At 54.6% G+C, this 26143-nt stretch carries 25 protein-coding genes and 1 riboswitch; of the genes, 23 read left to right on the top strand and 2 right to left on the bottom strand.

All coding sequences use genetic code 11. The features are described 5' to 3' along the window. Positions 1-10: 10 nt before the first annotated feature. Together ftsH and B5F29_RS13985 are read left to right on the top strand one after the other, a co-directional pair. Positions 11-1867 (top strand): ATP-dependent zinc metalloprotease FtsH, encoded by a 1857-nt coding sequence (gene ftsH / locus B5F29_RS13990; protein WP_087155239.1) that lies wholly within the window; start codon positions 11-13, stop codon positions 1865-1867. Between the two features lie 135 nt (positions 1868-2002). Further along, positions 2003-2986 carry a penicillin-binding transpeptidase domain-containing protein gene (locus B5F29_RS13985; protein ID WP_206414220.1) on the top strand — a complete coding sequence of 328 codons (984 nt, stop codon included), beginning with the start codon at positions 2003-2005 and terminating at the stop codon, positions 2984-2986. 18 nt (positions 2987-3004) lie between these two features. Here the strand turns inward: B5F29_RS13985 and B5F29_RS13980 are convergent, their stop codons facing one another. Beyond that, entirely contained in the window at positions 3005-4807 is a 1803-nt protein-coding gene (locus B5F29_RS13980) for a BlaR1 family beta-lactam sensor/signal transducer (protein ID WP_087155238.1), read from the bottom strand. Between the two features lie 12 nt (positions 4808-4819). Continuing rightward, a complete protein-coding gene (locus B5F29_RS13975; protein ID WP_087155237.1) occupies positions 4820-5215 on the bottom strand; it encodes a BlaI/MecI/CopY family transcriptional regulator in 396 nt (131 codons plus the stop codon). Positions 5216-5400: 185 nt separating this feature from the next. Here B5F29_RS13975 and B5F29_RS13970 point away from each other — a divergent pair, with 185 nt between their 5' ends. The 21 genes from B5F29_RS13970 (at position 5401) to B5F29_RS13870 (ending at position 26137) form a co-directional block, all read left to right on the top strand. Next, the gene (locus B5F29_RS13970; protein WP_087155273.1) at positions 5401-6015 is read left to right on the top strand and encodes a helix-turn-helix domain-containing protein; all 615 of its coding nucleotides are present in this window, start codon (positions 5401-5403) and stop codon (positions 6013-6015) included. Between the two features lie 68 nt (positions 6016-6083). Beyond that, positions 6084-6288, top strand: a riboswitch (cobalamin riboswitch). Positions 6289-6420: 132 nt separating this feature from the next. Continuing rightward, a complete protein-coding gene (gene cobI, locus B5F29_RS13965; RefSeq protein WP_087155236.1) occupies positions 6421-7119 on the top strand; it encodes a precorrin-2 C(20)-methyltransferase in 699 nt (232 codons plus the stop codon). A 3-nt stretch (positions 7120-7122) separates the two neighbouring features. Next, positions 7123-7878: a precorrin-4 C(11)-methyltransferase gene (gene cobM, locus B5F29_RS13960; protein WP_087155235.1), complete on the top strand. Its 756-nt coding sequence runs from the start codon at positions 7123-7125 to the stop codon at positions 7876-7878. Continuing rightward, positions 7878-9056, top strand: coding sequence for a glutamyl-tRNA reductase (gene hemA / locus B5F29_RS13955; protein ID WP_087155234.1), 1179 nt, complete (start codon positions 7878-7880; stop codon positions 9054-9056). The genes cobM and hemA overlap by 1 nt, the downstream gene beginning before the upstream one ends. A gap of 3 nt (positions 9057-9059) precedes the next feature. Next, positions 9060-9791: a precorrin-3B C(17)-methyltransferase gene (cobJ, locus tag B5F29_RS13950; protein WP_087155233.1), complete on the top strand. Its 732-nt coding sequence runs from the start codon at positions 9060-9062 to the stop codon at positions 9789-9791. 9 nt (positions 9792-9800) lie between these two features. Beyond that, positions 9801-12194: a uroporphyrinogen-III C-methyltransferase gene (gene cobA, locus B5F29_RS13945; RefSeq protein ID WP_087155232.1), complete on the top strand. Its 2394-nt coding sequence runs from the start codon at positions 9801-9803 to the stop codon at positions 12192-12194. Then, positions 12195-13289, top strand: a complete 1095-nt coding sequence (gene cobD / locus B5F29_RS13940; protein WP_087155231.1) for a threonine-phosphate decarboxylase CobD — start codon at positions 12195-12197, stop codon at positions 13287-13289. A 7-nt stretch (positions 13290-13296) separates the two neighbouring features. Continuing rightward, positions 13297-14793 carry a cobyric acid synthase gene (locus B5F29_RS13935; RefSeq protein ID WP_087155230.1) on the top strand — a complete coding sequence of 499 codons (1497 nt, stop codon included), beginning with the start codon at positions 13297-13299 and terminating at the stop codon, positions 14791-14793. Then, positions 14793-15422, top strand: a complete 630-nt coding sequence (locus tag B5F29_RS13930; RefSeq protein WP_087155229.1) for a precorrin-8X methylmutase — start codon at positions 14793-14795, stop codon at positions 15420-15422. Before B5F29_RS13935 ends, B5F29_RS13930 begins: the two co-directional genes overlap by 1 nt. Before the next feature lie 15 nt (positions 15423-15437). Further along, positions 15438-15731, top strand: coding sequence for a GNAT family N-acetyltransferase (locus B5F29_RS13925; protein WP_087155228.1), 294 nt, complete (start codon positions 15438-15440; stop codon positions 15729-15731). Further along, positions 15728-16789, top strand: coding sequence for a nicotinate-nucleotide--dimethylbenzimidazole phosphoribosyltransferase (cobT, locus tag B5F29_RS13920; protein WP_087155227.1), 1062 nt, complete (start codon positions 15728-15730; stop codon positions 16787-16789). The genes B5F29_RS13925 and cobT overlap by 4 nt, the downstream gene beginning before the upstream one ends. A gap of 14 nt (positions 16790-16803) precedes the next feature. Further along, the gene (gene cbiD / locus B5F29_RS13915) at positions 16804-17943 is read left to right on the top strand and encodes a cobalt-precorrin-5B (C(1))-methyltransferase CbiD (RefSeq protein WP_206414219.1); all 1140 of its coding nucleotides are present in this window, start codon (positions 16804-16806) and stop codon (positions 17941-17943) included. Next, positions 17940-19001 (top strand): cobalt-precorrin 5A hydrolase, encoded by a 1062-nt coding sequence (locus tag B5F29_RS13910; RefSeq protein ID WP_087155226.1) that lies wholly within the window; start codon positions 17940-17942, stop codon positions 18999-19001. Before cbiD ends, B5F29_RS13910 begins: the two co-directional genes overlap by 4 nt. Position 19002: 1 nt before the next feature. After that, positions 19003-21036 (top strand): precorrin-6A reductase, encoded by a 2034-nt coding sequence (gene cobK, locus B5F29_RS13905; protein WP_087155225.1) that lies wholly within the window; start codon positions 19003-19005, stop codon positions 21034-21036. Then, positions 21033-22403: a cobyrinate a,c-diamide synthase gene (locus B5F29_RS13900; RefSeq protein ID WP_087155224.1), complete on the top strand. Its 1371-nt coding sequence runs from the start codon at positions 21033-21035 to the stop codon at positions 22401-22403. Before cobK ends, B5F29_RS13900 begins: the two co-directional genes overlap by 4 nt. Continuing rightward, positions 22397-22939 carry a bifunctional adenosylcobinamide kinase/adenosylcobinamide-phosphate guanylyltransferase gene (locus B5F29_RS13895; RefSeq protein ID WP_087155223.1) on the top strand — a complete coding sequence of 181 codons (543 nt, stop codon included), beginning with the start codon at positions 22397-22399 and terminating at the stop codon, positions 22937-22939. The genes B5F29_RS13900 and B5F29_RS13895 overlap by 7 nt, the downstream gene beginning before the upstream one ends. Continuing rightward, on the top strand, positions 22936-23700 hold the full coding sequence (locus B5F29_RS13890) for an adenosylcobinamide-GDP ribazoletransferase (RefSeq protein ID WP_087155271.1): 765 nt from the start codon (positions 22936-22938) through the stop codon (positions 23698-23700). The genes B5F29_RS13895 and B5F29_RS13890 overlap by 4 nt, the downstream gene beginning before the upstream one ends. Next, on the top strand, positions 23697-24077 hold the full coding sequence (locus tag B5F29_RS13885) for a bifunctional adenosylcobinamide kinase/adenosylcobinamide-phosphate guanylyltransferase (RefSeq protein WP_087155222.1): 381 nt from the start codon (positions 23697-23699) through the stop codon (positions 24075-24077). The genes B5F29_RS13890 and B5F29_RS13885 overlap by 4 nt, the downstream gene beginning before the upstream one ends. Further along, a complete protein-coding gene (locus B5F29_RS13880) occupies positions 24070-24675 on the top strand; it encodes a histidine phosphatase family protein (RefSeq protein WP_087155221.1) in 606 nt (201 codons plus the stop codon). The genes B5F29_RS13885 and B5F29_RS13880 overlap by 8 nt, the downstream gene beginning before the upstream one ends. Further along, positions 24651-25619: an adenosylcobinamide-phosphate synthase CbiB gene (cbiB, locus tag B5F29_RS13875; RefSeq protein ID WP_087155220.1), complete on the top strand. Its 969-nt coding sequence runs from the start codon at positions 24651-24653 to the stop codon at positions 25617-25619. The genes B5F29_RS13880 and cbiB overlap by 25 nt, the downstream gene beginning before the upstream one ends. Next, a complete protein-coding gene (locus tag B5F29_RS13870; protein ID WP_087155219.1) occupies positions 25607-26137 on the top strand; it encodes a cob(I)yrinic acid a,c-diamide adenosyltransferase in 531 nt (176 codons plus the stop codon). Before cbiB ends, B5F29_RS13870 begins: the two co-directional genes overlap by 13 nt. The last annotated feature ends 6 nt before the right edge of the window (positions 26138-26143 follow it).

Below are 26143 nucleotides of genomic sequence, written 5' to 3'. Positions count from 1 at the left end.
AGTGAAGTTGATGCAACAGGTAAAACCCCCTAAAAAGCCCCTGATATTTTATTACTGTATCGTGCTTGTGATCATGATTCTGCTGAACACATTTCTTTTTCCGAGCATTCTTAAGCAGCAGATTGAGGAAGTGGATTATGGGACATTTCTGAACATGCTGGATGAAAAAGAAGTGGCTGTCGTACAGGTGGAGCAGGATTATATTTATTTCACAGACAAGGAAGAAGAGCCGACCTATTATCGGACAACTACTTTCAATTCGGATACTTCTCTGGTTGACCGTCTGTATGCGTCCGGGTGTAAATTCGGAGAGGTGCACGAGGAAGAAATGTCGCCTCTTCTGAGCGGGATTCTTTCAATTGTGATTCCGCTGGTAATCTTTATCGCCATCGGACAGCTTCTGTCCAGAAGTCTGATGAAGAAAATGGGAGGCGGTTTTGAAAACGCCATGTCTTTTGGAAAAAGCAATGCCAAAGTCTATGTGGCCAGCGAGACCGGCATTAAATTCAGCGACGTGGCAGGTGAAGAAGAGGCCAAAGATGCTTTGCAGGAGATTGTGGATTTCCTGCATAATCCGGATAAATACCAGGAAATCGGGGCAAAGATGCCTAAAGGCGCTCTGCTGGTAGGGCCTCCCGGAACGGGTAAAACTCTCCTTGCAAAAGCGGTGGCGGGCGAAGCGGAAGTCCCGTTTTTTTCCATCTCCGGTTCCGAGTTTGTGGAGATGTTCGTGGGCATGGGAGCCGCGAAAGTGAGAGATCTGTTTAAACAGGCCAATGAAAAAGCGCCCTGCATTGTATTTATTGACGAGATTGACACGATCGGGAAGAAGCGCGACGGAAACGGCATCGGAGGGAATGATGAGAGAGAGCAGACACTGAACCAGCTTTTGACAGAGATGGATGGATTTGACAGCTCCAAAGGCGTCGTGATTCTGGCGGCGACCAACCGCCCGGAGACCCTGGATCCGGCCCTGCTCCGTCCGGGCCGCTTTGACAGGAGGATACCGGTGGAATTGCCGGATCTCAACGGCAGAGAGGCTATTCTCAGGGTTCATGCCAAGAAAGTGAAACTTGGAGACGATATCGATTTTAATGCTATCGCAAGAGCGGCAGCCGGAGCGTCAGGAGCCGAGCTGGCCAATATGGTCAATGAAGCTGCTCTCCGGGCTGTGCGAAGCGGAAGGGCGTATGTGACCCAGGCAGATTTGGAAGAAAGTATTGAAGTGGTAATTGCCGGATATCAGAAAAAGAATGCGGTGCTGTCTGATAAAGAGAAAATGATCGTGGCTTATCATGAAACCGGTCATGCGCTGGTGGCGGCGCTGCAGACTCATTCTGCTCCGGTTACGAAGATCACGATTATCCCCCGTACTTCCGGCGCACTGGGTTATACCATGCAGGTGGAAGCGCAGGAACAGCACCTTTTAAGCAAGGAAGAACTGGAAAATAAGATTGCTACATATGCAGGAGGCCGGGCTGCGGAGCAGCTGATCTTCGGTTCCATTACCACGGGAGCTTCCAATGATATCGAGCAGATGACGAAACTGGCGAGAGCCATGATCACCCGGTATGGCATGAGCGATGAGTTCGGCATGATGGCGCTGGAGACGGTGGGCAATCAGTATCTGGGCGGCGACGCTTCCCTGGCGTGCGCGGCGGAGACTGCGGCAGTGGTGGACGAGAAGGTGAACCAGCTTTTGAAAAAGCAGTATGAAAAAGCTGTGGATCTTCTGAAAACACACGCGATGAAGCTGCATGAACTGGCGAAATATCTTTATGAGAAAGAGACGATCACAGGAGACGAATTTATGGAAATCCTGGGGACGGAGCCGGAGAAAATCGCCGGGAATACGGAAGAAAATTAAAATAAAACCTGAAAATGCGTCAGACTTAAAAGGTCTGGCGTATTTTTCAAGAAGACTTGACTTTTTACTATTACGGATGTAATATTTGAATACAAATCTTACGAATGTAATAAATGAAAAGCAGGAGGAACACCGATGAAAAAAGTTTGTCTCGGACTGGGGGCGGCAATATGCGTTATCATTCTGATTTTGACCGTATCATCATGGAGGAATGCAAAACCGGAAGAACCGCCTGCAGAACCTGTGAATATTTCCGAAGAGCCGCAGGATATTACTGAGGATAGGCCGCAGAATATTCCGCAGGAAGAAGATGCGGAAGAGGAGCCGGAAGAGGAAGCAGAACCTCAGACCATGGACGAAGACTGGTCTTCGTATTTTGGCGGGCTGACCGGAGCGGCGGTGATCTACGACCGCGCGGAAAACCGCTATGCCGTATACAATGGCGAACTGGCCGGGACACGCAGATCACCGTGCTCTACCTTCAAGATCATATCTTCCCTGATCGGTCTGGAGCAGGGGATCATCCTGCCGGACGATTCTGTGCGGACATGGAGCGGAGAGATGTTCTGGAACGAGGACTGGAACCGGGATATTGGATTTGAGGACGCGTTCCGTACTTCCTGTGTCTGGTATTTCCGGGAGGTCATAGACGAGATCGGCCGGGAGACAATGCAGAAGGAACTGGAAAAGCTTGCTTACGGGAACTGCGACATCTCTGACTGGAAGGGAGAACAGAATACAAATAACAGCAACCGCGCGCTGACCGGATTCTGGATCGAGTCTTCGCTTAAGATCTCTCCGAAAGAACAGACAGAGGTCATGGAACGGATCTTTGGAGAAAACAGTACGTATTCAGAAGAAACAATAGAGATATTAAAAGAAGTTATGCGTCTGCCGGAGGAGTATGGGACGGACATTCCTGTGTACGGAAAAACAGGAATGGGAAAGACGGACGGTATAACTGTGGATGCGTGGTTTACAGGATTTGCGGAAACATCGGAAGAACCCGTATATTTTTGCGTATATTTGGGGCAGTCAGAAGAAAGGGATGCCACCAGCGCCGCGGCCAGGGATATTGCCGTTCAGATTATATCTGATTATTGCGAAAACAGTAGATAAGGGGAGGCGGCACTCCCCCTATCTGTCCTGATCCCAGATCCCCATGTCGGACAAAACCGAAAAGGCAAGCTCTGCCGCAGCGGCACCCGCCGCGCTGTCTTCATCCTGTATATTGACGGCGAAATACAGAGGGGCGTCTTCTCTTTCGATAAATCCTATGAACCATCCGCATACGTTTTGGCCTTCAGACGCCAGCGTGCCGGTTTTTCCATAGAGTACGCCGTTTCCGCCGGAGAAGAGCCGGATCGAATCTTTGACCGTCTCAATATTTTCAGACGAAAATCCAAAATCATTATTATAAAACTTTTCCAGCATCTCTACCTGCTCTATGGGAGAGATCTTCAGAGAGGAATCATACCAGTAGGTCAAGGCGCTGCTGCTGACAGTTTCGTTGCCGTAGCCGATTTCCTGTATAAAATTATCGATAGCGGAAATACCGAGCCTGCGGTCGATCTCCTGAAAATACCATGTAACAGAATCAGACATGGCAGATTCCAGAGTCTGATCCGCGTTCCAGGAATCGAAGGCATAATCCTGCCCGTCCCAGGGTATCCGCGAATCCTCCCGGGAGATGACGCCTGACTGAAGGCTGAACAGGGCGCTGTAGATCTTATAAGTCGAAGCGGGAGGTATCCGGGTCGATGCATTTTCTTTCTCATAGATCTGCCAGGAATCAGAAGCGGCGTCATATAACACGAAGCTCCCGTCATAGGCGCCAAAATATGTGCTCAGATCCAGGTCGGAGATATTCCGGACGTTTTCCCGGCCGTGATACCGGTCCGTGTCTGCAGCCCTTGAAGACAGGGCGGGAAGAAATCCAGACAGAAGAATGGCGGTCAGAACGCAGGAGAGAAGTCCGTACAGTTTTCTCCTGACAGTGACAGGGCGGTAGCCGGCGATATTCAGGATCCTTTTCCGGATCTGAGCCGCGTTTCCGTTGATTCCCAGAGAAAACTGAAACGGTGAAAAAGATATTTTCTCGGCAAAATTGATCAGGGTATTGCCATAGTCAATGCGGGAGTCCTCTCCGATTATTTCCAGAACAGAAGTGTCGCAGGCGATCTCTCTGTCTGTGCGGATCTGCTTAAAAGCGAACCATACGACAGGGTTGAACCAGTACAGAACGCCGGCGGCTGCCATGAGATAATTGACCAGAGCATCCCGGCGCCGATAATGCTGCAGCTCATGGAGCAGGATGTACCGCAGTTCGTTTTCCCGACAATCGGAGATGAGCGGAAGCGGCACATAAACGCGCGGGAGAAAAAGACCGTCCATAACGGGTGAAGTCAGAAATGCCGCGCTGTAAATGGGAATGGCTTTTCGGATCTTCATCTCGGACAGACAGTCCTGATATATCTGATAAATTTTTCTGTTCTCCAGAGGGAGCGCCGATTTTCTGACTGCATGAAACTGAATCCGGGATCTGCCGATCATCAGGAGCATCGCCAGGATACCGAGGACCCACAGAACACTCAGGAGAGTTCCTGCGATAGAAGCATCCCGGGCGACAGATAGGGTAAAATCATTCATCCAGTTCCCGGAAACAGCCTGATTGATGGTGCCGGCCTGCGCTGCGGCAGATCCGGCGGGGGAAGCGGATGCGGCAGGCATTTTTTCAAACCAGGAGAAAAACGGCAGGAATCCGGAGAGACGAATCGGCAGGAAGGGGACTGCCAGGATTCCCAGCAGCAGAAACCACAGATGATACTGCATATGGCTAGTGAGACAGCGGCGGAACAGCTGTTTCGCGCCCAGAAGGACGCCCACAGCCAGGCAGATCAGAAGATTACAAAATAAAAAACGGATGATAAAATGCGCCATGCGGTTTCTCCTTTAAAAATCTTTTCTTTCCTCCTGTGTATCTTTACCGGACAAAAGGGAACGGAGAGAATCAATCTCCGATTTTGACAACCGTTCATTTTCAATATAAGCTGAAAGCATGGTGGCAATATTGCCGTCATAGAAACGCTGCAGAAAAGATCTGCTTTCCTGGCTCACGTAATCTTTTTCATTTACCAGAGGCGTATATACGAATACCCGTCCCTGCTTTTCATAGGAAAGAACTTTTTTGGTTACCAGACGTTTGATCAGGGTCTGGATGGTTTTCGGACTCCACGAAGTGGACTTGGTCAGACGGTCTGTAATCTCATTGGTGCTGATAGGCGCGTATTTCCATATGACTTTCATGACTTTGAATTCAGCTTCCGAAATCTGGGGCAGATCTGACATAGGAACTCCTCCTTAAATCTTACACACGTAATAAAGATATTATAATCATTGTGTGAAAATATGTCAATTTTAATGCGGGAGAAGCCGCCGGTTGCGTGATAGTTGCTGGTGCGCAACCTGTGTTCCATGGTAAAATAAGCATGAAATACGAATTATACCATCAGGGCCGGAAGGGGGATATGGATATGGCATTGGGCGAAAATATTAAGACGAGACGTACGCAGCTCCAGATGTCCCAGGAATATGTAGCTGATCAACTGGGAATCAGCCGACAGGCTGTCGCCAAATGGGAGGCGGGAAAAACTAAACCTACAGCGGCCAATCTGGCAGAACTTGCCGCTCTGTTTGAGATGAATGTTTCTGAACTTGTAGGTCCGCGGGAACCCGCAGAAGAGCAGCGGTTTCGGGAAGAAAAGAAAAAACGCCGGCAAAGAGATTCCAGGATGTTTTTCGGACGCTGGGGAGCGGTTATCCTGATGAACGGCGGCTGGGACGGTTATTCTTCCGGATTGTACAGTACAGAGGCATCGTGGTATTGGATGATATCTTTGATAGCCGGCATGATACTGCTTTTTATCACGTCGGCGGATATGGGAAAAAGGCATAAACTGGAAAGACCGCAGATCTTTGCCGGCGGGCTTATGATTTTTTCCATATTCTTACTTCCGGGTTTGCTCCCTCTTGGACAGGCCGGACTGAGATATTTTCTGGCGGATATTGTGACTGCAGTCTGTGCGATATTCCTTGCGTTGAGGTATTGGCGTCATATCTGGAAGGTGAGGGAAAGCACAGCTTGCTGAAAATATTTGAATACGCGGGAGGAGCCGCTTCGTTGACGAATGCTCACGGATGTGATATGATGTCCGTGGACAAAAATGATCAGAAAGTGCGCCCAAAGGCGGGCGGAAAAGGGAATCAGGTGGAAGTCCTGAACGATCCGGTCACTGTAAGCGGGAGCGATATCTTATAAAGCCATTGCCAGGAAGACGCCGCAGGAAGACGCGGCGCCGGTGAGAAGGAGAGATAGAGCTGCGAACGTAAGTCAGGAAACCTGCTTTCTGAGACAGGGAGAGCTTCCGAAGAAAGCAGATCCTGACCGCAGCCATGACGGACACCTGTGTTCGCGGTATATACGATGCGCGATGAGACCTGCATACTTCGGTATGCGGGCTATTTTTTTGCAATGGACAATAAGGAGAACAGAGATGGGTAAGATTTATGGAATCGGCGTGGGCCCCGGGGATCCGGAACTTCTGACGCTGAAGGCGAAAAAAATCCTGGACAGCGCGGATATCATCGCGGTACCGGTAAAGGAAGAAGGAGAATACAGCACGGCTCTGGAGATCATCCGACCGGTGGTGGATCTGGACCGGAAAGAGATCATGGAAGTGGTCTTCCGTATGCATCCTGACGAGGAAGAGAGAAAGAAATGCCGTCAGGCGGCCTGCGAACTGCTGGCGGACGAACTTCGCAAGGGAAAAGATATTGCCATGATCACGCTGGGAGATGTGTCGGTGTACAGCACCTATATGTATGTGAACGATTACCTGGCGGCAGAGGGTTTCGAGACGGAGATTATCCCCGGGATTCCTTCCTTCTGCAGCGGCGCAGCCCGTGCCCAGGTGGCCCTGATGGAGGGCAACGAAGCATTGGCTATCGTCCCGTCAGCCAGAGAGAACGCCGCGCTTAAGACCGCGTTTGATTCCTTTGAGAATATTGTGGTGATGAAAGCCGGGAACAGCATCGGCAAACTGCGTCAGATGATGGAGGAGAGAAACATTCCCCTGTCCCACGCCACCGTTCTGTCCAGAGTGGGGATGGAAGACGAATATGTCGGACCGTTGGATGCAGACAGAGAATACAGCTACTTTACGACAGTTATTATAAAGAAAGAGGGAAAATAGAGAATGGTATCATTTATCGGAGCGGGTCCCGGGGATCCGGAGCTTTTGACGATCAAGGGAAAGAAAATTATTGACAGCGCGGACGTGATCATCTACGCGGGGTCTCTGGTGAACCCGCAGGTGCTGGCGGACGCGAAAGAGGGCGCGGTGATTTACAACAGTGCCACGATGCATCTGGATGAAGTGATCGAAGTCATGAAGGACGCGGAGGAGAAGGGCCTGAAGGTGGCCAGGGTCCATACCGGAGATCCGGCGATCTATGGAGCCCACAGGGAGCAGATGGACCGGCTGGATGAGCTGGGTATCGAATATGAGGTGATCCCGGGCGTCAGCTCCTTCCTGGCCACGGCGGCCGTGCTGAAGAAAGAATACACTCTGCCCGGTGTGAGCCAGACTGTGATCCTGACCCGTATGGAAGGACGTACTCCCATGCCGCCCAAGGAAAAGCTTCTGGACCTGGCACAGCACAACGCGACGATGATCATCTTCCTGAGCGTGGGCATGCTGGACGAGATGAGCGAGATCCTGCGTCAGGCATACCGCCCGGACACTCCTGTGGCTGTGGTATATAAAGCCACCTGGGAGGACCAGAAGATCGTCATCGGAGATCTGACGAATATTGCGGAGAAGGTAAAAGCCGCAGGAATCACCAAGACGGCGTTGACTGTGGTGGGAGATTTCCTCGGCGATGAATATGAATTGTCCAAACTGTATGATAAGACCTTTACGACGGAGTTCCGAAAAGGAGTGAGCGAGTGATGGGAATTTCACTGATCAGCATCAGTCATCGGGTGGCACCTCTCGCTATCCGGGAGTTGTTTGCTTTCCCGGAGGAGCAGCAGCGCGAACTGATGCGTCAGGCGGTGGAGCGCGGGATTGCCACGGAATGTATCCTGATCAGCACCTGCAACCGGACGGAGATTTATACTTATTCAGACCGGGAAGAGAGTAATTTTACCCGTGTGCAGGAGCTGCTTCTGGAGTTCGCGGACGCGGCGGATGTGGAGAATATCGGCGACTATATCCGGCTTTACAGCGACACCGGCGCGGTGGCGCATCTGTTCCGGGTGGCCGCGGGACTGGATTCCATGGTAATGGGAGAGGATCAGATCCTGGGCCAGGTGAAACGGGCGCACGACCAGGCGAGGAAGACGGGTACCTGCGGCGTCTATCTGAATACGCTGTTTCGCTTCGCGGTGACAGCGGCGAAAAAAGTGAAAACGGAGACGGAGCTTTCCAGGACTACAGTTTCTACAGCCACGATGGCGATCAAAGCTGCGGAGCAGGGGTTGGGCACGCTTCACGGAAAAAATGTCATGCTTATCGGCGCTTCCGGGAAGATCGGAAGCACGGTGCTGAAAAACCTGCAGTGTATTGAAGGAGTACGTGTCTATCTGACTTCCCGCAATCTGGCGCAGGCGCATGAAGACCATCATCACAAAATTGCCTACCAGGTGATGGAATATGAAAACCGCTATGATCTGGTGGACGATATGGACGTTATCATCAGCGCCACCAGCAGTCCGCACTATACGCTGACTTATGAAAAGCTGGCAAGAAGTCTGCGGATTTCCAAGCCCCGCGTGCTGGTGGATCTGGCCGTACCGATCGATATCGAAGAAAAGACAGAGTGGCTGCCCGGCATTCGGAGATACGACATTGACGACTTCCGGGAGCTGGCAAAGACCAATAATGAGAAAAAAATGCACGAGGCCGTGGAAGCGGATCATATTCTGGAAGAATCCAGAGTGGATTTTGAAAGATGGATGATCTTCCAGCAGGCATTGCCGGAGGTCCGCGCATTGAAAGAATGGATGCTTCAGGAGGCGGAAAAGAAAGGATTTGAACATGCCATTGATAAGATGTTCTACAGGATTCGTGACAATTCCGATCCTAAGGAGCTGAGAGCATTTTTTGAGCATATGAAGGAGAACTAGGAAATGGGTAAATTATATGTGGTCGGGTTTGGCCCGGGCGGATATGAACATATGACGGTGAAAGCCGTGGAAGTGATCAAGAAAGCGGACGTGGTGACGGGATATACCACGTATGTGGAGATGCTGAAGGAATTTTTCCCGGACAAACATTATATCGCGACGCCTATGATGCAGGAAGTAAAGCGCTGTGAGATGGCAGTGGAAGAAGCGCAGAAAGACCAGACTGTGGCGATGGTGTCCAGCGGAGACAGCGGGATCTACGGAATGGCCGGGATCATCTACCAGGTGGCCGCGGAGAAACACGCGGATATCGAGATCGAGACTGTCCCGGGCGTGACGGCCGCCAGCGCGGCTGCCTCGGTACTGGGAGCGCCGCTGATGCACGACTTTGCCGTGATCAGCCTGAGCGACCTGATGACGCCGCTGGATCTGATCATGAAGCGGGTGGACTGCGCCGGACAGGGGGACATGATCGTCTGTCTGTACAATCCCAAGAGTAAGAAAAGAACCGGATATGTGGAGCAGGCGGCGGATATTCTGATGAAATACCGGGATAAAGAAACGCCCGTAGGCATTGTGCGCCATGCGGGAAGAAAAGGGGAGTCCTCCTGCATTACGACGCTGGGGCATTTAAAGGACGCCGAGATCGACATGTTCAGCGTCGTCATCATCGGCAACTCCCAGACTTATGTAAAAGACGGCAGGATGATCACTCCGCGCGGATACCGTCTGTAAGGAGGCGTCATGCAGAAGAAGATACGTATAGGGACCAGGAAGAGCATGCTCGCCCTGGTCCAGACCAATATAGTGAAAGAAAAGATCCTGGAAGCATTTCCGGACCTGGAAGTGGAGATTGCCGAGCTGTCTACGCAGGGTGACGAGCAGCTGGACCGGTCGCTCACATCTTTCGGAGGAAAAGGCGTCTTTACCCAGGAACTGGAAGACGCCCTGCTGCGGGGGGAGATTGACCTGGCAGTGCACAGCGCCAAAGACATGCCGATGGAATTTGCCGAAGGTCTCGGGATCGGCGCGGCGCTGACGCGCGGACCGGTGGAAGATGTAGTCGTGACTCTGGACGGGACACGCCTCAAAGACCTGAAACCGGGAAGCGTGGTGGGTACCGGAAGCCTTCGCAGGGAGCTGCAGATCCGCAAGGTAAATCCTCTGATTCAGGTAAAGATGATCCGGGGGAATGTACAGACCCGACTGAGAAAGCTGTCGGAAGGCCGGTATGACGCGATCATCCTGGCCGCCGCAGGCCTTGAGCGTCTGGAGATGGCGTCCGGCGGAGAGTATTTCTTTGAACATCTGGATCCATCGGTCTGCCTGCCCGCCGCAGGACAGGCGATCCTGGCTGTGGAGAGCCGTGACGGCGATCTGAACCTGAAAGAGATCCTGGAACGGATCAATGATCCGGAGGCGTATGTCTGCCTGAGCGCGGAACGGGCATACCTGTCCGCTATCGGAGGAAGCTGCAACGCTCCTGCCGCGGCGCTTTCCCGGATGGAGGATGGAACCCTTTATATGGAAGCGCTGTATGCGCCGGATTGTGTTCACGCGAAGAGAGTTTCCGGCAGCAGGCAGACCGGTACTGATCCGGAGCAGGGAGTTGCGCTGGGACGGGAAATGGCTGACCGGATCCGGCAGGGTAAAGTACGGCTGGTGGGAGCCGGCCCGGGGGATCTGAACCTGGTGACAAAGAGATGCCTTTCCTGTATCCGGGAGGCCGATGTTATCGTCTATGACAGTCTGGCGACGGATTCTCTCCTGAATGAGGCGAGACCGGACGCGGAGCTGATCTATGCGGGCAAACGTTCCTCCCATCATCATCTGAAACAGGAGGAAACCAACCAGCTGCTGATCCGCAAGGCGAAGGAAGGAAAAGAAGTAGTCCGCTTAAAGGGCGGGGATCCTTTTATCTTCGGAAGAGGAGGAGAAGAAGCCCAGGAGCTTAAGGAGGCCGGGATCGAATTTGAGATTGTGCCGGGTGTATCTTCCTGCTACGGCGCTCCGGCTTATGCGGGAATTCCGGTGACGCACCGGGATTATGCTTCTTCTTTTCACGTGATCACCGGACATGAGGGGCAGCACAAACAGAATTTGTCTCTGGATTACCGTACTCTGGCGGAAGAAGAAGGTACGCTGATTTTCCTGATGGGACTTAAAAATCTGCCCAATATTACGGCGCAGCTGATAGAGTACGGCAAAGACCCGAAGACTCCTGCAGCCGTGGTACAGGCGGGGACGACGGCGCTCCAGAGAGTGGTGACAGGGACTCTGGAAAATATTGCCGAAGAGACGGAACGTGCAGGGATCGAGAGCCCGGCCATTTCGGTGATCGGGGAAGTCGTGTCCGTCCGTGAGGCGGTGGACTGGTTTGGCAGGAAGCCTTTGTCCGGCACGAGGGTGCTGGTGACGGCCACGGAGAAGATGGCGGAGAACCTGTGCGGCGTCCTGGAAGAAGAGGGGGCCGAGGCCATAAGGTTCAGCCTGATCCGTACAGAGCCGGAGGATAATGAAAATGTCGCGCGTGCCATGGAAGCGCTGGACGCCTGTACCTGGATCGTATTTACCAGCAGCAATGGCGTGGAGCTGTTCTTCCGGCGGCTCAGAGAATGCGGAAAAGATATCCGCGGTCTGGCGCCGGTGAAGTTTGCCGTGATCGGAGACGGCACCAGAAGGGAACTGGAGAAGCATGGAATCCTGGCGGATTTCGTACCGTCTGCTTTCAGCAGCAGGGATCTTTCCAAAGAATGGGTCCCCATGCTGGGAAAGGACGATCATGTGTTCCTGATGCGGGCGCGGGAAGCGTCCCGCGAACTGCCGGAAGCTCTGGAGAATGCAGGCATCCCTTATACAGATATTGCCCTGTATCACACGGCAGTGGATATGCGCAAGGCAGAAGAACTGGGAAGAATCCTTAAAGAAGTGGATTATGTGACGTTCTGCAGCGGATCCGCCGTACGCGCGTTCGCATCCATGACGGAAGGACAGGATTTCGCGGCGAAAGTGGTCTGCATCGGACCGGTGACAGAACGGGCGGCGGAAAAAGCCGGCATACCGGTATATCAGTCCGCGGTGGTCTATACGGCGGAAGGCATCCGCGACGTACTGCTGTATGACCGGAGGGACGGTTAGATGGAGCTTCAGCACGGAGGAAATATATATGACGGCAGTCTGGAACGTTTCCGCAGGGAAGGGACTCTTCTGGATTTTTCCGCCAATATCAACCCTTTGGGGATGCCGGAAGGCGTCCGACGGGCTGTGACGGAGGCGCTGGACCAGGCGGTTCATTATCCGGATCCTTTGTGCCGGAGACTGAAAGGCGCTCTGAGTGAATACCACAAAGTTCCGGAGGATTTCCTGATCTGCGGAAACGGAGGCGCGGATCTGATCTACCGGCTGGCCTATGCGCTTCGTCCGAAACGAGCGTTACTGACGGCGCCCACCTTTTCCGAATATGAGGAAGCGCTGAAACAGACAGGTACGGAGCTTTTGTTTTACCGCATGGAAGCGGATCTGGAGGTCCGGAAGGATATCCTGGAACAGATGGAACAGCGTCCCGATGTGATGTTTCTCTGCAATCCGAATAATCCTACAGGAATTCTGACGGATCAGGAATTATTGATTCAGATTCTTAAAAAAGCAGAACATCTGGGAATTTTTCTGGTGCTGGATGAATGTTTCCTGGATTTTACCGGTCAGGAGGAGCGTTCCCTGATTGAGGAGACAAAGAAGTATGCGCACTTGTTTATTCTGAAATCCTTTACCAAGATGTATGCCATGCCCGGGATCCGCCTGGGGTACGGGATCAGCGGGTGCAAGGATCTGCTGGAAGGCATGGAGCGGGCGGGACAGTGCTGGGGAGTCAGCGTGCTGGCGTCAGAAGCAGGAGTCGCCGCTCTTAGAGAACAGGAATATAAAGAGAAAGCCGTTGCGCTGGTGAGGAAAGAACGGAAGCGGATGAAGGAGGATCTGGAACGTCTGGGCCTGCAGGTCTGGGACGGCCAGGCGGATTATCTGTTTTTCCGGGCGCCCGGGATTACGGATCTCTATGAACGCCTGCTTCCGGAGGGCATCCTGATCCGGCGCTGCGGCAACTACCGGGGACTGGATGGAGAATATTACCGGGTGGCGGTGAAGACCCGGACAGAAAATATACAGCTGTCCATAGCCATGGAACAGGCTCTGAAAAAGGTCGCTTCAGACGGGGCAGCCGGTGTGAAAGGATGATGACGAGATGGCAAAAGCAATCATGATACAGGGAACCATGTCTAATTCTGGAAAGAGTTTTTTGACCGCCGGTCTCTGCAGAGTTTTTAAACAGGACGGGTACAGGACGGCGCCGTTTAAGTCCCAGAACATGGCTCTGAATTCTTATATTACAAAGGACGGACTGGAGATCGGACGCGCCCAGGCCATGCAGGCGGAAGCGGCGGGGATCGAGCCCACGGTGGATATGAATCCGATCCTGTTAAAGCCAACCAGCAACGTGGGAAGCCAGGTCATCGTAAACGGCGAAGTCCGGGGAAATATGGACGCCATGGACTACTATCGGAATAAAACGCAGCTGATTCCCGACGTGATGGAGGCATACCAGAGGCTTAGCGAGGCCTATGATATTATCGTCATCGAGGGAGCGGGAAGTCCCGCGGAGATCAATCTCCATGAGAATGATATCGTAAATATGGGGATGGCGAAGATGGCCGGCGCTCCGGTGCTCCTAGTGGGAGATATAGACAGAGGAGGCGTCTTCGCTGCCCTGTACGGCACGGTGAAGCTGCTGGAGGAGGATGAACAGTCCATGATCAAAGGTCTGGTCATCAACAAATTCCGGGGAGATGTGAAGATACTGGAACCGGGGCTTCGGATGATCGAGGACAAGACCGGGATTCCGGTGGTGGGAGTGGTGCCCATGGAACGGCTGGATATTGACGACGAAGACAGTCTTTCCGACCGGCTGCTCCGTACAGACCGGGGCGAAGGACTGGATATCGCGGTGATCCATCTGCCGCATATTTCCAATTTCACGGATTTTGCCGCGTTTGAGCGTATGCCCGGGGTATCGCTCAGGTATGTGCAGAAGCCGGGACTTTTGGGCGACCCGGATCTGATCCTGATCCCGGGGACCAAAAATACGATGGACGACATGCAGTGGCTCCGGGAGTCCGGCATGGAAGCTCTGATCCTGCGCCAGGCCGAAAAAAAGACGCCGGTGATCGGGATCTGCGGAGGGTTCCAGATCCTGGGCAAAGAGCTGGAAGATCCGGACTGCGTGGAGCATGGAGGAACCATGAGGGGTATGGGACTTCTGGACACCAGGACCGTATTCAGCGAGGCAAAGACACGGACACAGACGGAAGGTGTCATGGAGCGCGGCGCGGGTCTGTGGAGCGGCTGGGAAGGCCGTAAGGTCACCGGCTATGAGATCCATATGGGAGTCACGGAAAATCTGGGAAACTGCCGGGAGCTGGTACGCCTGGCAGACGGCAGGATTGACGCCCTTGCCAATCAGGATGGAAGCGTTCTGGGAAGTTATCTCCACGGCATTTTCGATACGGAAGGGTTCGCGGAGGAGACGGTGCGCCGCCTGATGGAACGAAAAGGACTCGAATACACGGGAGAAGATTTCGATCTTCAGGCGCATAAAGAGCAGGAATATGACAAGCTGGCCGATCTGGTCAGAAGATCACTGGATATGAAAAAAATCTATGAGATACTGGAGGCGGGAATCTGATGCTGGATAAAATAGAAATCGTAAAGCCTGCGGACATCGAGAAACGCAGCATGGAGATCATCACGGAAGAGCTGAACGGAAGAACCTGGCCGGAGCCGGAATTTTCCATTGTAAAAAGATGCATTCACACATCCGCGGATTTTGATTATGCAGACAATCTCTGCTTCTCGGAAAATGCCGCGAAGCTGGGCATAGAAGCGCTGCGCCGGGGGGCGTCGGTGGTGACTGATACCCGTATGGCCTGGTCCGGCATCAACAAAAAGAAACTGAAAGAATACGGCGGGGAAGCATACTGCTTCATGTCTGATGAAGACGTGGCAAAGGAGGCGGCAGAGAGGGGCTGTACCCGCGCGGCTATCTGTATGGAACGGGGCGCTTCGCTTCCGGGAGAAGTGATCTTCGCCGTAGGCAATGCTCCGACGGCGCTGATCCGCCTGTATGAACTTATCCGGGAAGGAAAAGTAAAACCGGCGCTGATCATCGGGGCTCCGGTAGGCTTTGTCAACGTGGTGGAAGCCAAAGAACTGATTATGACGGCAGGGGCGCCTTATATTGTGCCGAGAGGACGCAAAGGAGGCAGCAATATTGCGGCGACCATCTGCAACGCCATGCTTTACAGTAAAGAATAACAGGGGGCAGCACGTATGGAATTTCATTATCGGGAGGACCGGATCGAGCTGTGGGACGCGGAAAAGAAGGTAATGGCCCTGGTGAGTTTTCCGGCAGTGAACGAAGACACGGTGAATATCGACCACACCTATGTGGATAACTCTCTGCGAGGGCAGGGAATCGCCGGAAAACTGATGGAAGCGGCGGCAAAGTACCTGTCGGAGCAGGGAAAGAAAGTGATCCTGGGATGCACGTATGCCCAGAGCTGGTTCGCAAAGCACCCGGAATATGAGGCTATGGTCGTGAAAGAAGGGGGAAAAGAATCATGAATACACTGGAAGAACTGATCGAAGGAATAGAGCCGGTGGACCGGGAGGTTATGGAAGAAGCATGGAAGAACTGGGATTCCCTGTGCAAACCTCTCAGGGGCCTGGGATGGCTGGAAGAGGCGGTGGTGAAGATTGCCGGGATCTGCCGGACGTCCTGCCCGCATCCGGATAAAAGAGTGGTGCTTATTATGGGAGCGGACAACGGAGTTGTGGAAGAAGGGGTGACCCAGACCGACAGCTCCGTGACGATTCAGGTGCTGGAGAACATGGGAGACCGTCTTTCCACTGCCTGCGTCATGTCCAATCTGGCGAACTGTGAGCTGATTCCGGTGAATATCGGATGCCTGACAGACGGGAAACACCCCAGGATCCGGAATATGGCAGTGCGCCACGGTACCGGAAATATTGTCAAAGGTCCGGCTATGACGAAAGAAGAATGTATCCGCGCCATCCTTACCGGAGCCAATCTGGTAAAGGAAATGAAAGAAGCAGGATATGATCTGGTTGTGACCGGAGAGATGGGGATCGGCAATACGACGACCAGCTCCGCCTGCGCCGCGGTGCTCTTTGACCAGGATGTGGAATATGTGACCGGCCGCGGAGCAGGATTGTCCAGCGAGGGACTGGACCGGAAGATCCGTGCCATCAAGAAAGCGATTCAGGTAAATAATCCGGATCCGAAAGACGCCGTGGATGTGATCTCCAAGGTGGGAGGCCTGGATATCGCCGGGATGGTGGGGTGTTATCTGGGAGCGGCCCATGAACATATGCCGATCCTGATCGATGGATTTATCTCCGCGGTATCTGCATATCTGGCAGGCATGCTCTGCCCGGCGGCGAAAGAATATATGCTGGCGACACATTGCTCGACGGAGCCGGCGGCGCATCTGGTGCTGGAACGTCTGGGTATGGAGGCGCCTCTGCATGCGGGGATGCACCTGGGCGAAGGAACGGGAGCGATCATGGGACTTTCTCTGATCGACCAGGGTCTGAACGCTTATTATCATATCGCTACCTGGGACGGAGCTCATGTGGAGGCATACGAACACCAGGTATAGAAGGAGACTCCTTCATGGAACAGTATGTATATAAAAACCATAGAAAATTAAGATACGGCTATACTACCGGGTCCTGCGCGGCAGCCGCCGCCAAGGCCGCCGCATATATGCTGCTTTCCGGGAAAGAGATTCCGGCTGTGGATCTGACCACGCCGGGCGGGGTCAGACTCCATCTGGAAGTACTGGAACCGGTGCGCACATCACAGGAGGCCGGCTGCGCGATCCGCAAGGACGGCGGCGATGACCCGGATGTGACGAATGGAATCCTGATCCGGGCTGTTGTCCGCAGGACGGAAGAGCCGGGCATCTTCCTGGACGGAGGAGAGGGCGTCGGAAGGGTGACGAAGCCGGGGCTGGAGCAGCCCGTAGGGGAAGCGGCCATCAACCGGGTGCCCAGGCAGATGATCCGGGAAAATCTGGAGCAGATCTGCCGCGAACTGGGCTATGAAGGCGGACTTCAGGCGGTGATCTCCGTACCGGAAGGAGAAGCGCTGGCTTCCAGGACATTTAATCCCAGACTGGGGATCGTGGGAGGCATCTCGATCCTGGGGACTACCGGCATCGTGGAACCCATGAGCGAGCAGGCGCTGATCGATACGATCCGGGTAGAGATCCGCCAGAAGCTGGCGAACGGCATGAAGTATCTGCTGATCGTTCCGGGTAATTACGGCATGGATTTTCTGGAAGAGTACGGCCATGGGCTGAATCTGGATGATGCGGTCAAGTGCAGCAATTTTGTGGGCGAGGCGCTGGACGCGGCCGTGGAGTTCGGGGCGAAGGGCGTGCTGCTGGTGGGGCATATCGGAAAATTTGTGAAGCTGGCGGGAGGCATCATGAATACCCACTCTCACAATGCGGACGCCAGGATGGAACTGCTTACCGTCCATGCGGCCCTGTCGGGGGCTCCGCTGCCGCTTCTGCAGCGGATGATGGAGTGTGTGACCACGGACGACGCGCTGAAGTATCTGAAGGAAGCGGGATATCTGGAAAAGGTCATGGGCAGGCTGATGGACAAGATGGAATTCTATGTGAATCAGAGGGCGCAGGGAAGCCTGGAAACGGGCGTGATCACCTTTTCAAAGGTGTACGGCGTCCTGGGGCAGACCGTCCATGTAGACAGTCTGGTAGAAAAGATCGGAGAGCAGAGATCATGAAGACAGCGTTGATCGGTTTTACGAAGAACAGCGGGACAATCATGCAGAAGCTCCGGAAGGGATTCGGGGAGCAGGGGATCAGCTGTGAAGTGTGGCTGAAGAGGAAAGGCGTCTCCAGGGAGGAGGCGGAAGCGGAAGGAATCTGCCTGTTAAATGATTCCCTGACCTCCTGGACCGGGCGCCAGTTTCAGGAAAAAGACGCCCTGATCTTTGTGGGTGCCACGGGGATCTGTGTCCGCTCGATCGCCCCGTATGTGCGGAGCAAGAAGACGGATCCGGCGGTGATCGTCGTCGACGAGCAGGGCAGACATGCGATTTCGCTTCTGTCCGGACATATCGGAGGCGCGAACGCTCTGACGCTTCTGGCTGCCGGGATCCTGGGCGCGGAGCCGGTGATCACCACGGCCACCGACCTGCACGGCAAGTTTGCGGTGGATGCGTTCGCGGCCGGGAGAGATATGTATCTGGATTCCATGCCCATGGCGAAAGAGATAGCGGCGGCACTGGTAGAGGGCCGGAGAGTAGGAATGTACAGCGCCTTTCCGGTGCTGGGCGGGATCCCGGAAGAGCTGGATCTGAATGGAAAGGAAGATCTGGGATTTGCCGTGGATATCCGGCGCAGCCGCCCGTTTGAAAGGACGCTTCACCTGGTTCCCCGGGCAGTGGCGCTGGGGGTCGGGTGTAAGAAAGGAACGGATGGGGAAGCTCTGAAAGGATTTGTGCGGGAAGAGCTGGAACGCCGGGAGATTTTTCCGGAAAGTATCTGCGCAGTCGCGTCCATAGAGCTGAAAAAAGACGAGGCGGGACTCCATGCTCTGGCAGAAGACCTGGGAGTCCCTTTTCATGTTTACACGGCGGAAGAGCTGGAGCAGGCGGAATCAGAAGACGGATTTACGGAATCCGGTTTTGTAAAGAACGTGACCGGCGTAGGCAATGTCTGCGAGCGCTCGGCGCTCCGGCTGGCGGGGACGCGCCGTCTCCTGATCCGGAAAACCGCCGGAAACGGCATGACGCTGGCCGCTGCATTGACGGACTATACACTCTGTATGGAGGAATGAGATGAAACCAGTAATTATATTTGCAGGAACCATAGAAGGAAGGACTTTGTCGGAATACCTGGCAGGGCGGGGAGTCTCTGTCATCGCCTGCGTGGCGACAGAATACGGAGAGACGCTGATCGCGGAGCGCCCCTGCCTCCGGGTTCATGCGGGACGGCTGGATGAAGGCCAGATGGAACAGTGGATCCGGGCGCAGGATCCTGTCCTGGTGGTAGACGCCACACACCCTTACGCATCCGTGGTGTCAAAGAACCTGGCGCAGGCATGCGGGAATACCGGCACAGAGTACATCCGGCTGGTCCGGGAAGCGTCGGATCTGGGAGAATTGTCCGGAAAGGCTGTCATTACGGAATCCGTGGATGAAGCGGTGGAATATCTGAAAGGTACCGAGGGGAATATCCTGGCCACCACGGGAAGCAAGGAACTGTATAAATATACGGCGATTCCGGATTATGAGAACCGGGTCTACGCCAGAGTCCTGTCCACGGCGGAGGTGGCCGCGTCCTGCGAGAAGCTGGGATTCCGGGGAAAGAATCTGATCTGCATGCAGGGACCTTTCAGTGAGGATTTGAACGCTGCCATGTTAAGACAGTTCGACTGCAGATACCTGGTCACCAAAGAGACCGGGAAAGCAGGAGGGTTTGAAGAGAAGATCCGGGCCGCCGGGAGGGCCGGGGCGCAGGTGGTGCTGATCGGCCGTCCGGAGGAACTGCCGGGATATTCTTACGCGGAGACTGTGCATATACTGGAAGAACGGCTGGGGCTTGCGAAGGAGACAGAGCCGGAACAGCCGGCGGAAGAGGTCCGGGATGAACCTCCTGCAAGGACGGTGTCTCTTGTAGGTATCGGCATGGGAACCCCGTCCGGCATGACGCTGGAGGCGGAGCAGGCCATTGAAGAGGCAGATCTGCTGATCGGCGCCGGAAGGATGCTGGAGTCCTCGGTTCACAAAGACAAGCCCTCCTATAATGCGTATGATCCTCAGAAGATCGTCGATTATATGGAGCTTCATCCGGAATACGTTCATGTGGCCGTGCTGTTGTCGGGAGATATCGGATTCTACAGCGGGGCGAAGCGGCTCTACGACGCGCTGGATGGAAAAGGGTATGAGATCCGGACTGTCTGCGGGATTTCTTCCGTGGTGTATTTCTGCTCCAGGCTTCGTACAAGCTGGGAGGATGTGTGCCTGAAGAGCGCCCATGGGCGAAACGCGAATCTTCCGGGTGCCGTGCGCACTCACCGGAAGACGTTTACTCTCCTTAGCAGGGGGGACAGCGTGGGCAGACTGTGCCGGGAACTGGAGGAATACGGGCTTTCCCATGTGCGGATTCATGTGGGAGAACGGCTGGGATATCCGGAGGAGAAGATCTCGTCGGGAACGCCGGCGGATCTGGCGGACGGGACATACGACGGCCTCTGCGTGGCGTTGATTGAGAATCCGGAGGCCACCGACGCATCCCGTTCCTGCATCGGCGACGAGGAGTTTCTGCGCGGCAAAGCGCCCATGACCAAGAGCGAGGTCCGCTGCCTGTCTGCGGCGAAGCTCCATCTGCCTTCTGACGCGGTGGTCTATGATGTGGGCGCGGGAACCGGTTCCGTGACCGTAGAGATGGCGCTCCAGGCCCCGGACGGCATGGTGTACGCCATCGAGAGAAATGCGGAAGCCTGCGGCCTGATCGAGCAGAATAAGAGAAAATTTTGTACACCCAACATCCGGGTGGTGAAAGGACTGGCTCCGGAAGCCATGGAAGACCTGCCCGCTCCGACCCACGCGTTTATCGGAGGATCGGCGGGGAATTTAAAAGAGATCCTGGAATGTCTGCTGGGAAAAAATCCAGGGATCCGTCTGGTGATCAACACAGTGACCCTGGAGACTGTGGGAGAAGTGATGCAGTGCCTGAAAGAACTGCCGCTGATCGAGGAGGAGATCCTGTCCGTGAATACGGCCAGATCCAGGAAACTGGGCGCCTATCATCTGATGACCGGGCAGAATCCCATCTATATCATCACCTGCAGGGGAGGCGAAGAAGCATGAAGATACCGAGAATCCTGCTCACGGCGCCTGCCAGCGGCAGCGGAAAGACGCTGATCACCTGCGGGATCCTGCAGGCCCTGATCAACCGGGGGCTTAAGGTGGCGTCCTTCAAATGCGGACCGGATTATATCGATCCCATGTTCCATGGAAAAGTGATCGGCACCAAATCCCGGAATCTGGACACGTTTTTCACGGACGCCGGAACGACCCGTTATCTTTTCGCCAGAAACACGTCAGGATGCGATGTGGCCGTGGCAGAGGGAGTCATGGGCTATTACGACGGTCTGGGCGGCGTGAAGACAGAAGGAAGCACCTATGAAGTAGCCTGCACGCTGGATATGCCGGCGGTGCTGATCGTAAACGGCAGAGGAGCCAGCCTGTCCCTGCTGGCTCTGGTCAAAGGCTTCCTGGAATACCGCGGTGACAGCCATATACGCGCTGTGATTCTGAACCAGGTCTCTCCCATGATCTATCAGGCGCTGAAGAAACAGATCGAAGAAGAACTGGGGATCCGGGTCCTGGGTTATGTGCCGAAGGTTCCGGAGCTGGTGCTGGAAAGCCGGCATCTGGGGCTTCAGCTGCCGGGAGAGATCGAAAAACTGAAAGAGAAGCTGAACCGCCTTGCCGGAGTGCTGGAGGAAACGCTGGATCTGGACGCGTTCCTTAAGCTTGCGGGAGAGGCTTCGGAGTTACAGGCGCAGCGTCCGCCTGTGCCGAACCTTGCGCCGGATCTTGGGAAACCCAGGATCGCGGTGGCGGAAGACGAGGCTTTTTGCTTTACCTATCTGGATAATCTGGAACTGCTGAAGGAGATGGGCGCGGAGCTGGTGCCTTTCTCCCCACTGGAAGACCAGAAGCTTCCGGAAGGGATAAGCGGCATGATCTTAAGCGGCGGCTACCCGGAACTTCACGCCGCCAGACTGAGCGCCAATGAAACCATGAGGGAGGCGGTCCGCCGGGCAGTGGAAGGAGGTATGCCCTGTATCGCGGAATGCGGGGGATTCCTGTACCTGCACCGGGAACTGGAAGGAACGGACGGCGCCTTTTACCCTATGGCGGGTGTGATTGACGCGAAAGCGTATAAAACTGACCGGCTGGGACGTTTCGGCTATATTACGCTGGAAGCCAGGGAGGATCAGCTGCTGGGCCCGGAGGGAACGACTATCCGGGGACATGAGTTTCATTACTGGGACAGCGAACAGTGCGGGGAGAGTTTTCACGCCAGAAAACCGGCGGGACGCAGGGAGTGGAATTGTGTGTGCGCCGGAGAGACCCTGTACGCGGGATTTCCCCATCTGTTCTACTATTCCAATCCCGGGGCGGCTTTTGAATTTTTAAAGAAATGCGGGGAATATCACAGATGCTGATACTGGTGACAGGAGGCAGCGGCAGCGGCAAATCCGAGTTTGCGGAAGGGCTGGTGCTGCAGCTGCGCACAAAACCATACCTGTATATCGCGACCATGTATCCCTTCGACGAGGAATGCCATCGGCGGATCGCCCGTCACCGGGCCATGCGCAGGGAGAAGGAGTTCGATACGCTGGAGTGCTATACGGGATTGAAAAATATTCATGCGGAAGGTTATGGGACGGCGCTTCTGGAGTGCATGTCCAATCTGACGGCCAACGAGATGTACCAGGAAGGCGGAGCGAAAGACCGCTGCGTGGAAGAGATCATGGAGGGCATCCGCGCGGTGCAGGAGCAGTGCGGCCATCTGGTGGTGGTGTCCAACGAGATCTTTTCCGATGGTATCCGGTACGATCCGGAGACGCGGAGGTATCAGAGGTATCTTGGGAAGATCAATCAGAAGATCGCGGAGAAAGCGGATCTGGTGGTGGAAGTGGTCTATTCTATCCCGGTGGTTCATAAGGGAAATCTGGAGAAAGTGAAGTGGACAGGATGAAAGTGGTCTGGAACAGTTTTTTGACGGCATTTGCCATGTTTTCCAAGATTCCGGTGCCCAGGGCGGACTGGACGAAGGAGAACATGAAGTATATGGTATGTTTTTTTCCGGGCGTAGGAGCCGTGGCAGGGCTTCTGGTCTGGATATATGGCCGGATCTGCGAGGCGGCAGGCTTTGGTTCCCTGATGCGCGCGGCGGGACTGGTACTGATCCCGGTACTGGTGTCGGGAGGCATCCATCTGGACGGATATCTGGATACCATGGACGCGCTCAGCTCCTATCAGCCCCGGGAGAGGAAGCTGGAGATTCTGAAAGATTCCAACGCCGGCGCCTTCGCGGTGATTATGGGCTGTGTATGGTTTGTATTGGCGCTGGGAGTGTGGAGCGAGATCGGCGCGGCGTCTCTGCCGGTGGCAGCGCTGGGATGCATTGTTTCCAGAGCGCTCAGCGGCATCGCTCTGGCGGCCTTTCCCTGTGCCAATAAAAAGGGTTCGCTTAGTATGTTCGCGGACGCGGCGGCGAAGAGGGTCGTCTATGTGGTGCTGGCGGGATGGCTTGTGCTGGCGGCGGTGCTGGGATGCATGACGGACTGGAAGCTGACGCTTCTGATGTTCCTGGCGGCGGGAGCCGTATATATTTATTATTATCACATGGCGATGAAGGAATTTGGCGGGACCACCGGAGATATCGCGGGATTTTTCCTGGAATGCTGTGAACTTGCCATAGCCCTGGCCGTGATGCTGGGAGGTAAATTTTTATGATACTGGTGACGGGAGGATGTTTCCAGGGGAAAAAAGCATACGCGTTCCGGCAGTTCAGGATCCGTCCGGAGGAGGCCGCGGACGGCGCGCAGTGCCCGCTGGAAGCCATCTATGAGGCCGGGATGCTCTATCATTTTCATGAATATATCCGCAGGCTTATGCAGGAGGGACGGGAGTTTTCCCTGGAGGAGCTGCTGGAAAGAAATCCGCAGATCGTGCTGGTGACCAATGAACTGGGATACGGCGTGGTGCCGGTGGATCAGTTCGACCGGGCATATCGGGAGAAGACAGGGCGCGTCTGCTGCAAAGTGGCGCAGGCGGCGCAGGAAGTGCACCGGGTAGTCTGCGGTCTGGGGACGGTGATCAAACATGGGTGAGATTCTGCTGATCCGCCATGGCAAGACGGCAGGCAATCTGGAAGGCCGGTACATCGGCAGCCGGACAGATGAATCCCTCTGCGAAGAAGGAATCCTGGGCCTTAAGGAGAAAGAATACCCTCCGGCATCCAGAATCTATGCGAGTCCTATGAGACGGTGCTTCGAGACGGCCGGGATTCTATGGCCCGGATGTGAGCCCATACTGGTGGCGGATCTGCGGGAGTGTGATTTTGGCGCGTTCGAGAACCGGAATTACCGGGAATTGAACGGGGATCCGCGGTATCAGGCATGGATTGACAGCGGCGGCACGCTGCCGTTTCCGGAAGGGGAAGACCAGGCCGCCTTCCGGAAACGGTGCAGGGAGGCTTTTGCCCGGATCGCGCAGGAACTTAAGACGCTGTCCGGTCACGGAACAGTCCGGGAAGATGCCGGAGACCGGACGGCCATCGTCGCCCATGGCGGCACAATCATGGCGATTTTGGAAACTTTCGGATTTCCTAAGAAAGATTATTTTGACTTTCAGGTAAAGAACGGGTGCGGATATCTTCTGACGCCTGTAGAAGGGACGGAATTATGGAACTATCGATACTTGCCGTAGTGCTGGGGTTTGTGCTGGATCTGCTGATCGGAGACCCGCACTGGCTCTATCACCCGATCCGGCTGGTGGGAGCGCTGATCAGCGCTCTGGAAAAGCTGCTTCGAGGAGTGTTTCCGAAAAACAAAAATGGAGAACTGACTGCCGGGGTATTTCTTCTGGCGCTGACTGCCGGGATCACCACAGGATGTGCATGGGGACTTCTGTATCTGGCAGGCCGGATCCATCCCTGGGTGCGGTTTGTCCTGGAGACGGTCATGTGTTACCAGCTTCTTGCCACAAAGGCTTTGAAGGATGAGACCATGAAAGTCTATACCGCTTTATCGCGGGGAGATCTGAAGCAGGCCAGATATGCCGTATCCATGGTGGTCGGCCGGGATACGGAAGTGCTGGATGAGACCGGAGTCACAAAGGCAGCCGTAGAGACGGTGGCGGAGAACGCGTCGGACGGCGTCATTGCGCCCCTGCTGTTCCTCGCCATAGGAGGCGCGCCGCTGGGATTCTTCTACAAGGCGGTCAATACCATGGATTCTATGGTGGGATATAAAAACGATAAGTATCTGTATTTCGGAAGAGCGGCGGCCAGATTCGACGATGTGCTGAATTATATCCCCGCGAGGCTGTCGGGAGCGCTGATGTCGGCGGCTGCCTCGTTCTGCGGACTGGACGCCGGTAATGCCTGGAAGATATTTTTAAGAGACAGGCGCAATCACAGCAGTCCCAATTCTGCCCATACAGAGGCGGCAGCAGCGGGAGCGCTGCATATTCAGCTGGCCGGGAACGCATATTATTTTGGCAAGCTGTATGAGAAGCCTACCATCGGCGATCCGGACCGCCCGGTGGAATATGAGGATATTCGCCGGGTGAACCGGCTGCTGTACGCGACGGCTGTTCTGACACTGATCGTGTTTATGGTGGTGAAAGGAGTGGTTTTATGGATCGTGTAAAAAGATGTATGCATATTTACTGCGGAGACGGGAAAGGGAAGACCACGGCGGCAGTGGGGCTGGCTGTTCGCGCGGCAGGCTACAATATGAAAGTCATGTTCTGCCAGTGTATGAAAGACGGCAGGTCCAGCGAAGTTCATATGCTGCAGTCCATCGGCGTCACCTGCTGCTTCTGCCCGGAACGTTTCGGCTTTTTCTGGAACATGACGGAGGAACAGAAAGAAGAGGCGAAAGCGGCCTATACGAAGCTTTTTCTGGATGCGGCGGCGCGGGCGGTGAAAGAAAAATATGATCTTCTGATCGTGGATGAGTTTATGAGCGCTTATAATCACGGACTGATCGATCAGAAAAAAGCGCTGGATTTTCTGTTCCACCGTCCGGACCATCTGGAGATCGTATTAACCGGACGGGATCCGGGAGAAGAACTGCTGGAACTGGCGGATTACGTGACGGAGATGAAGAAGATCAAGCATCCCTTTGACCAGGGAATACCGGCGCGCAAAGGGATTGAGATGTAGGAGAAT

The organism is Lachnoclostridium sp. An196 (assembly GCF_002160135.1).
In the GTDB taxonomy this organism is placed as follows: domain Bacteria; phylum Bacillota; class Clostridia; order Lachnospirales; family Lachnospiraceae; genus Hominiventricola; species Hominiventricola avistercoris.
The sequence above is the reverse complement of the archived record's forward strand: the minus strand, read 5'-3'. Positions and strand labels throughout refer to the sequence as shown.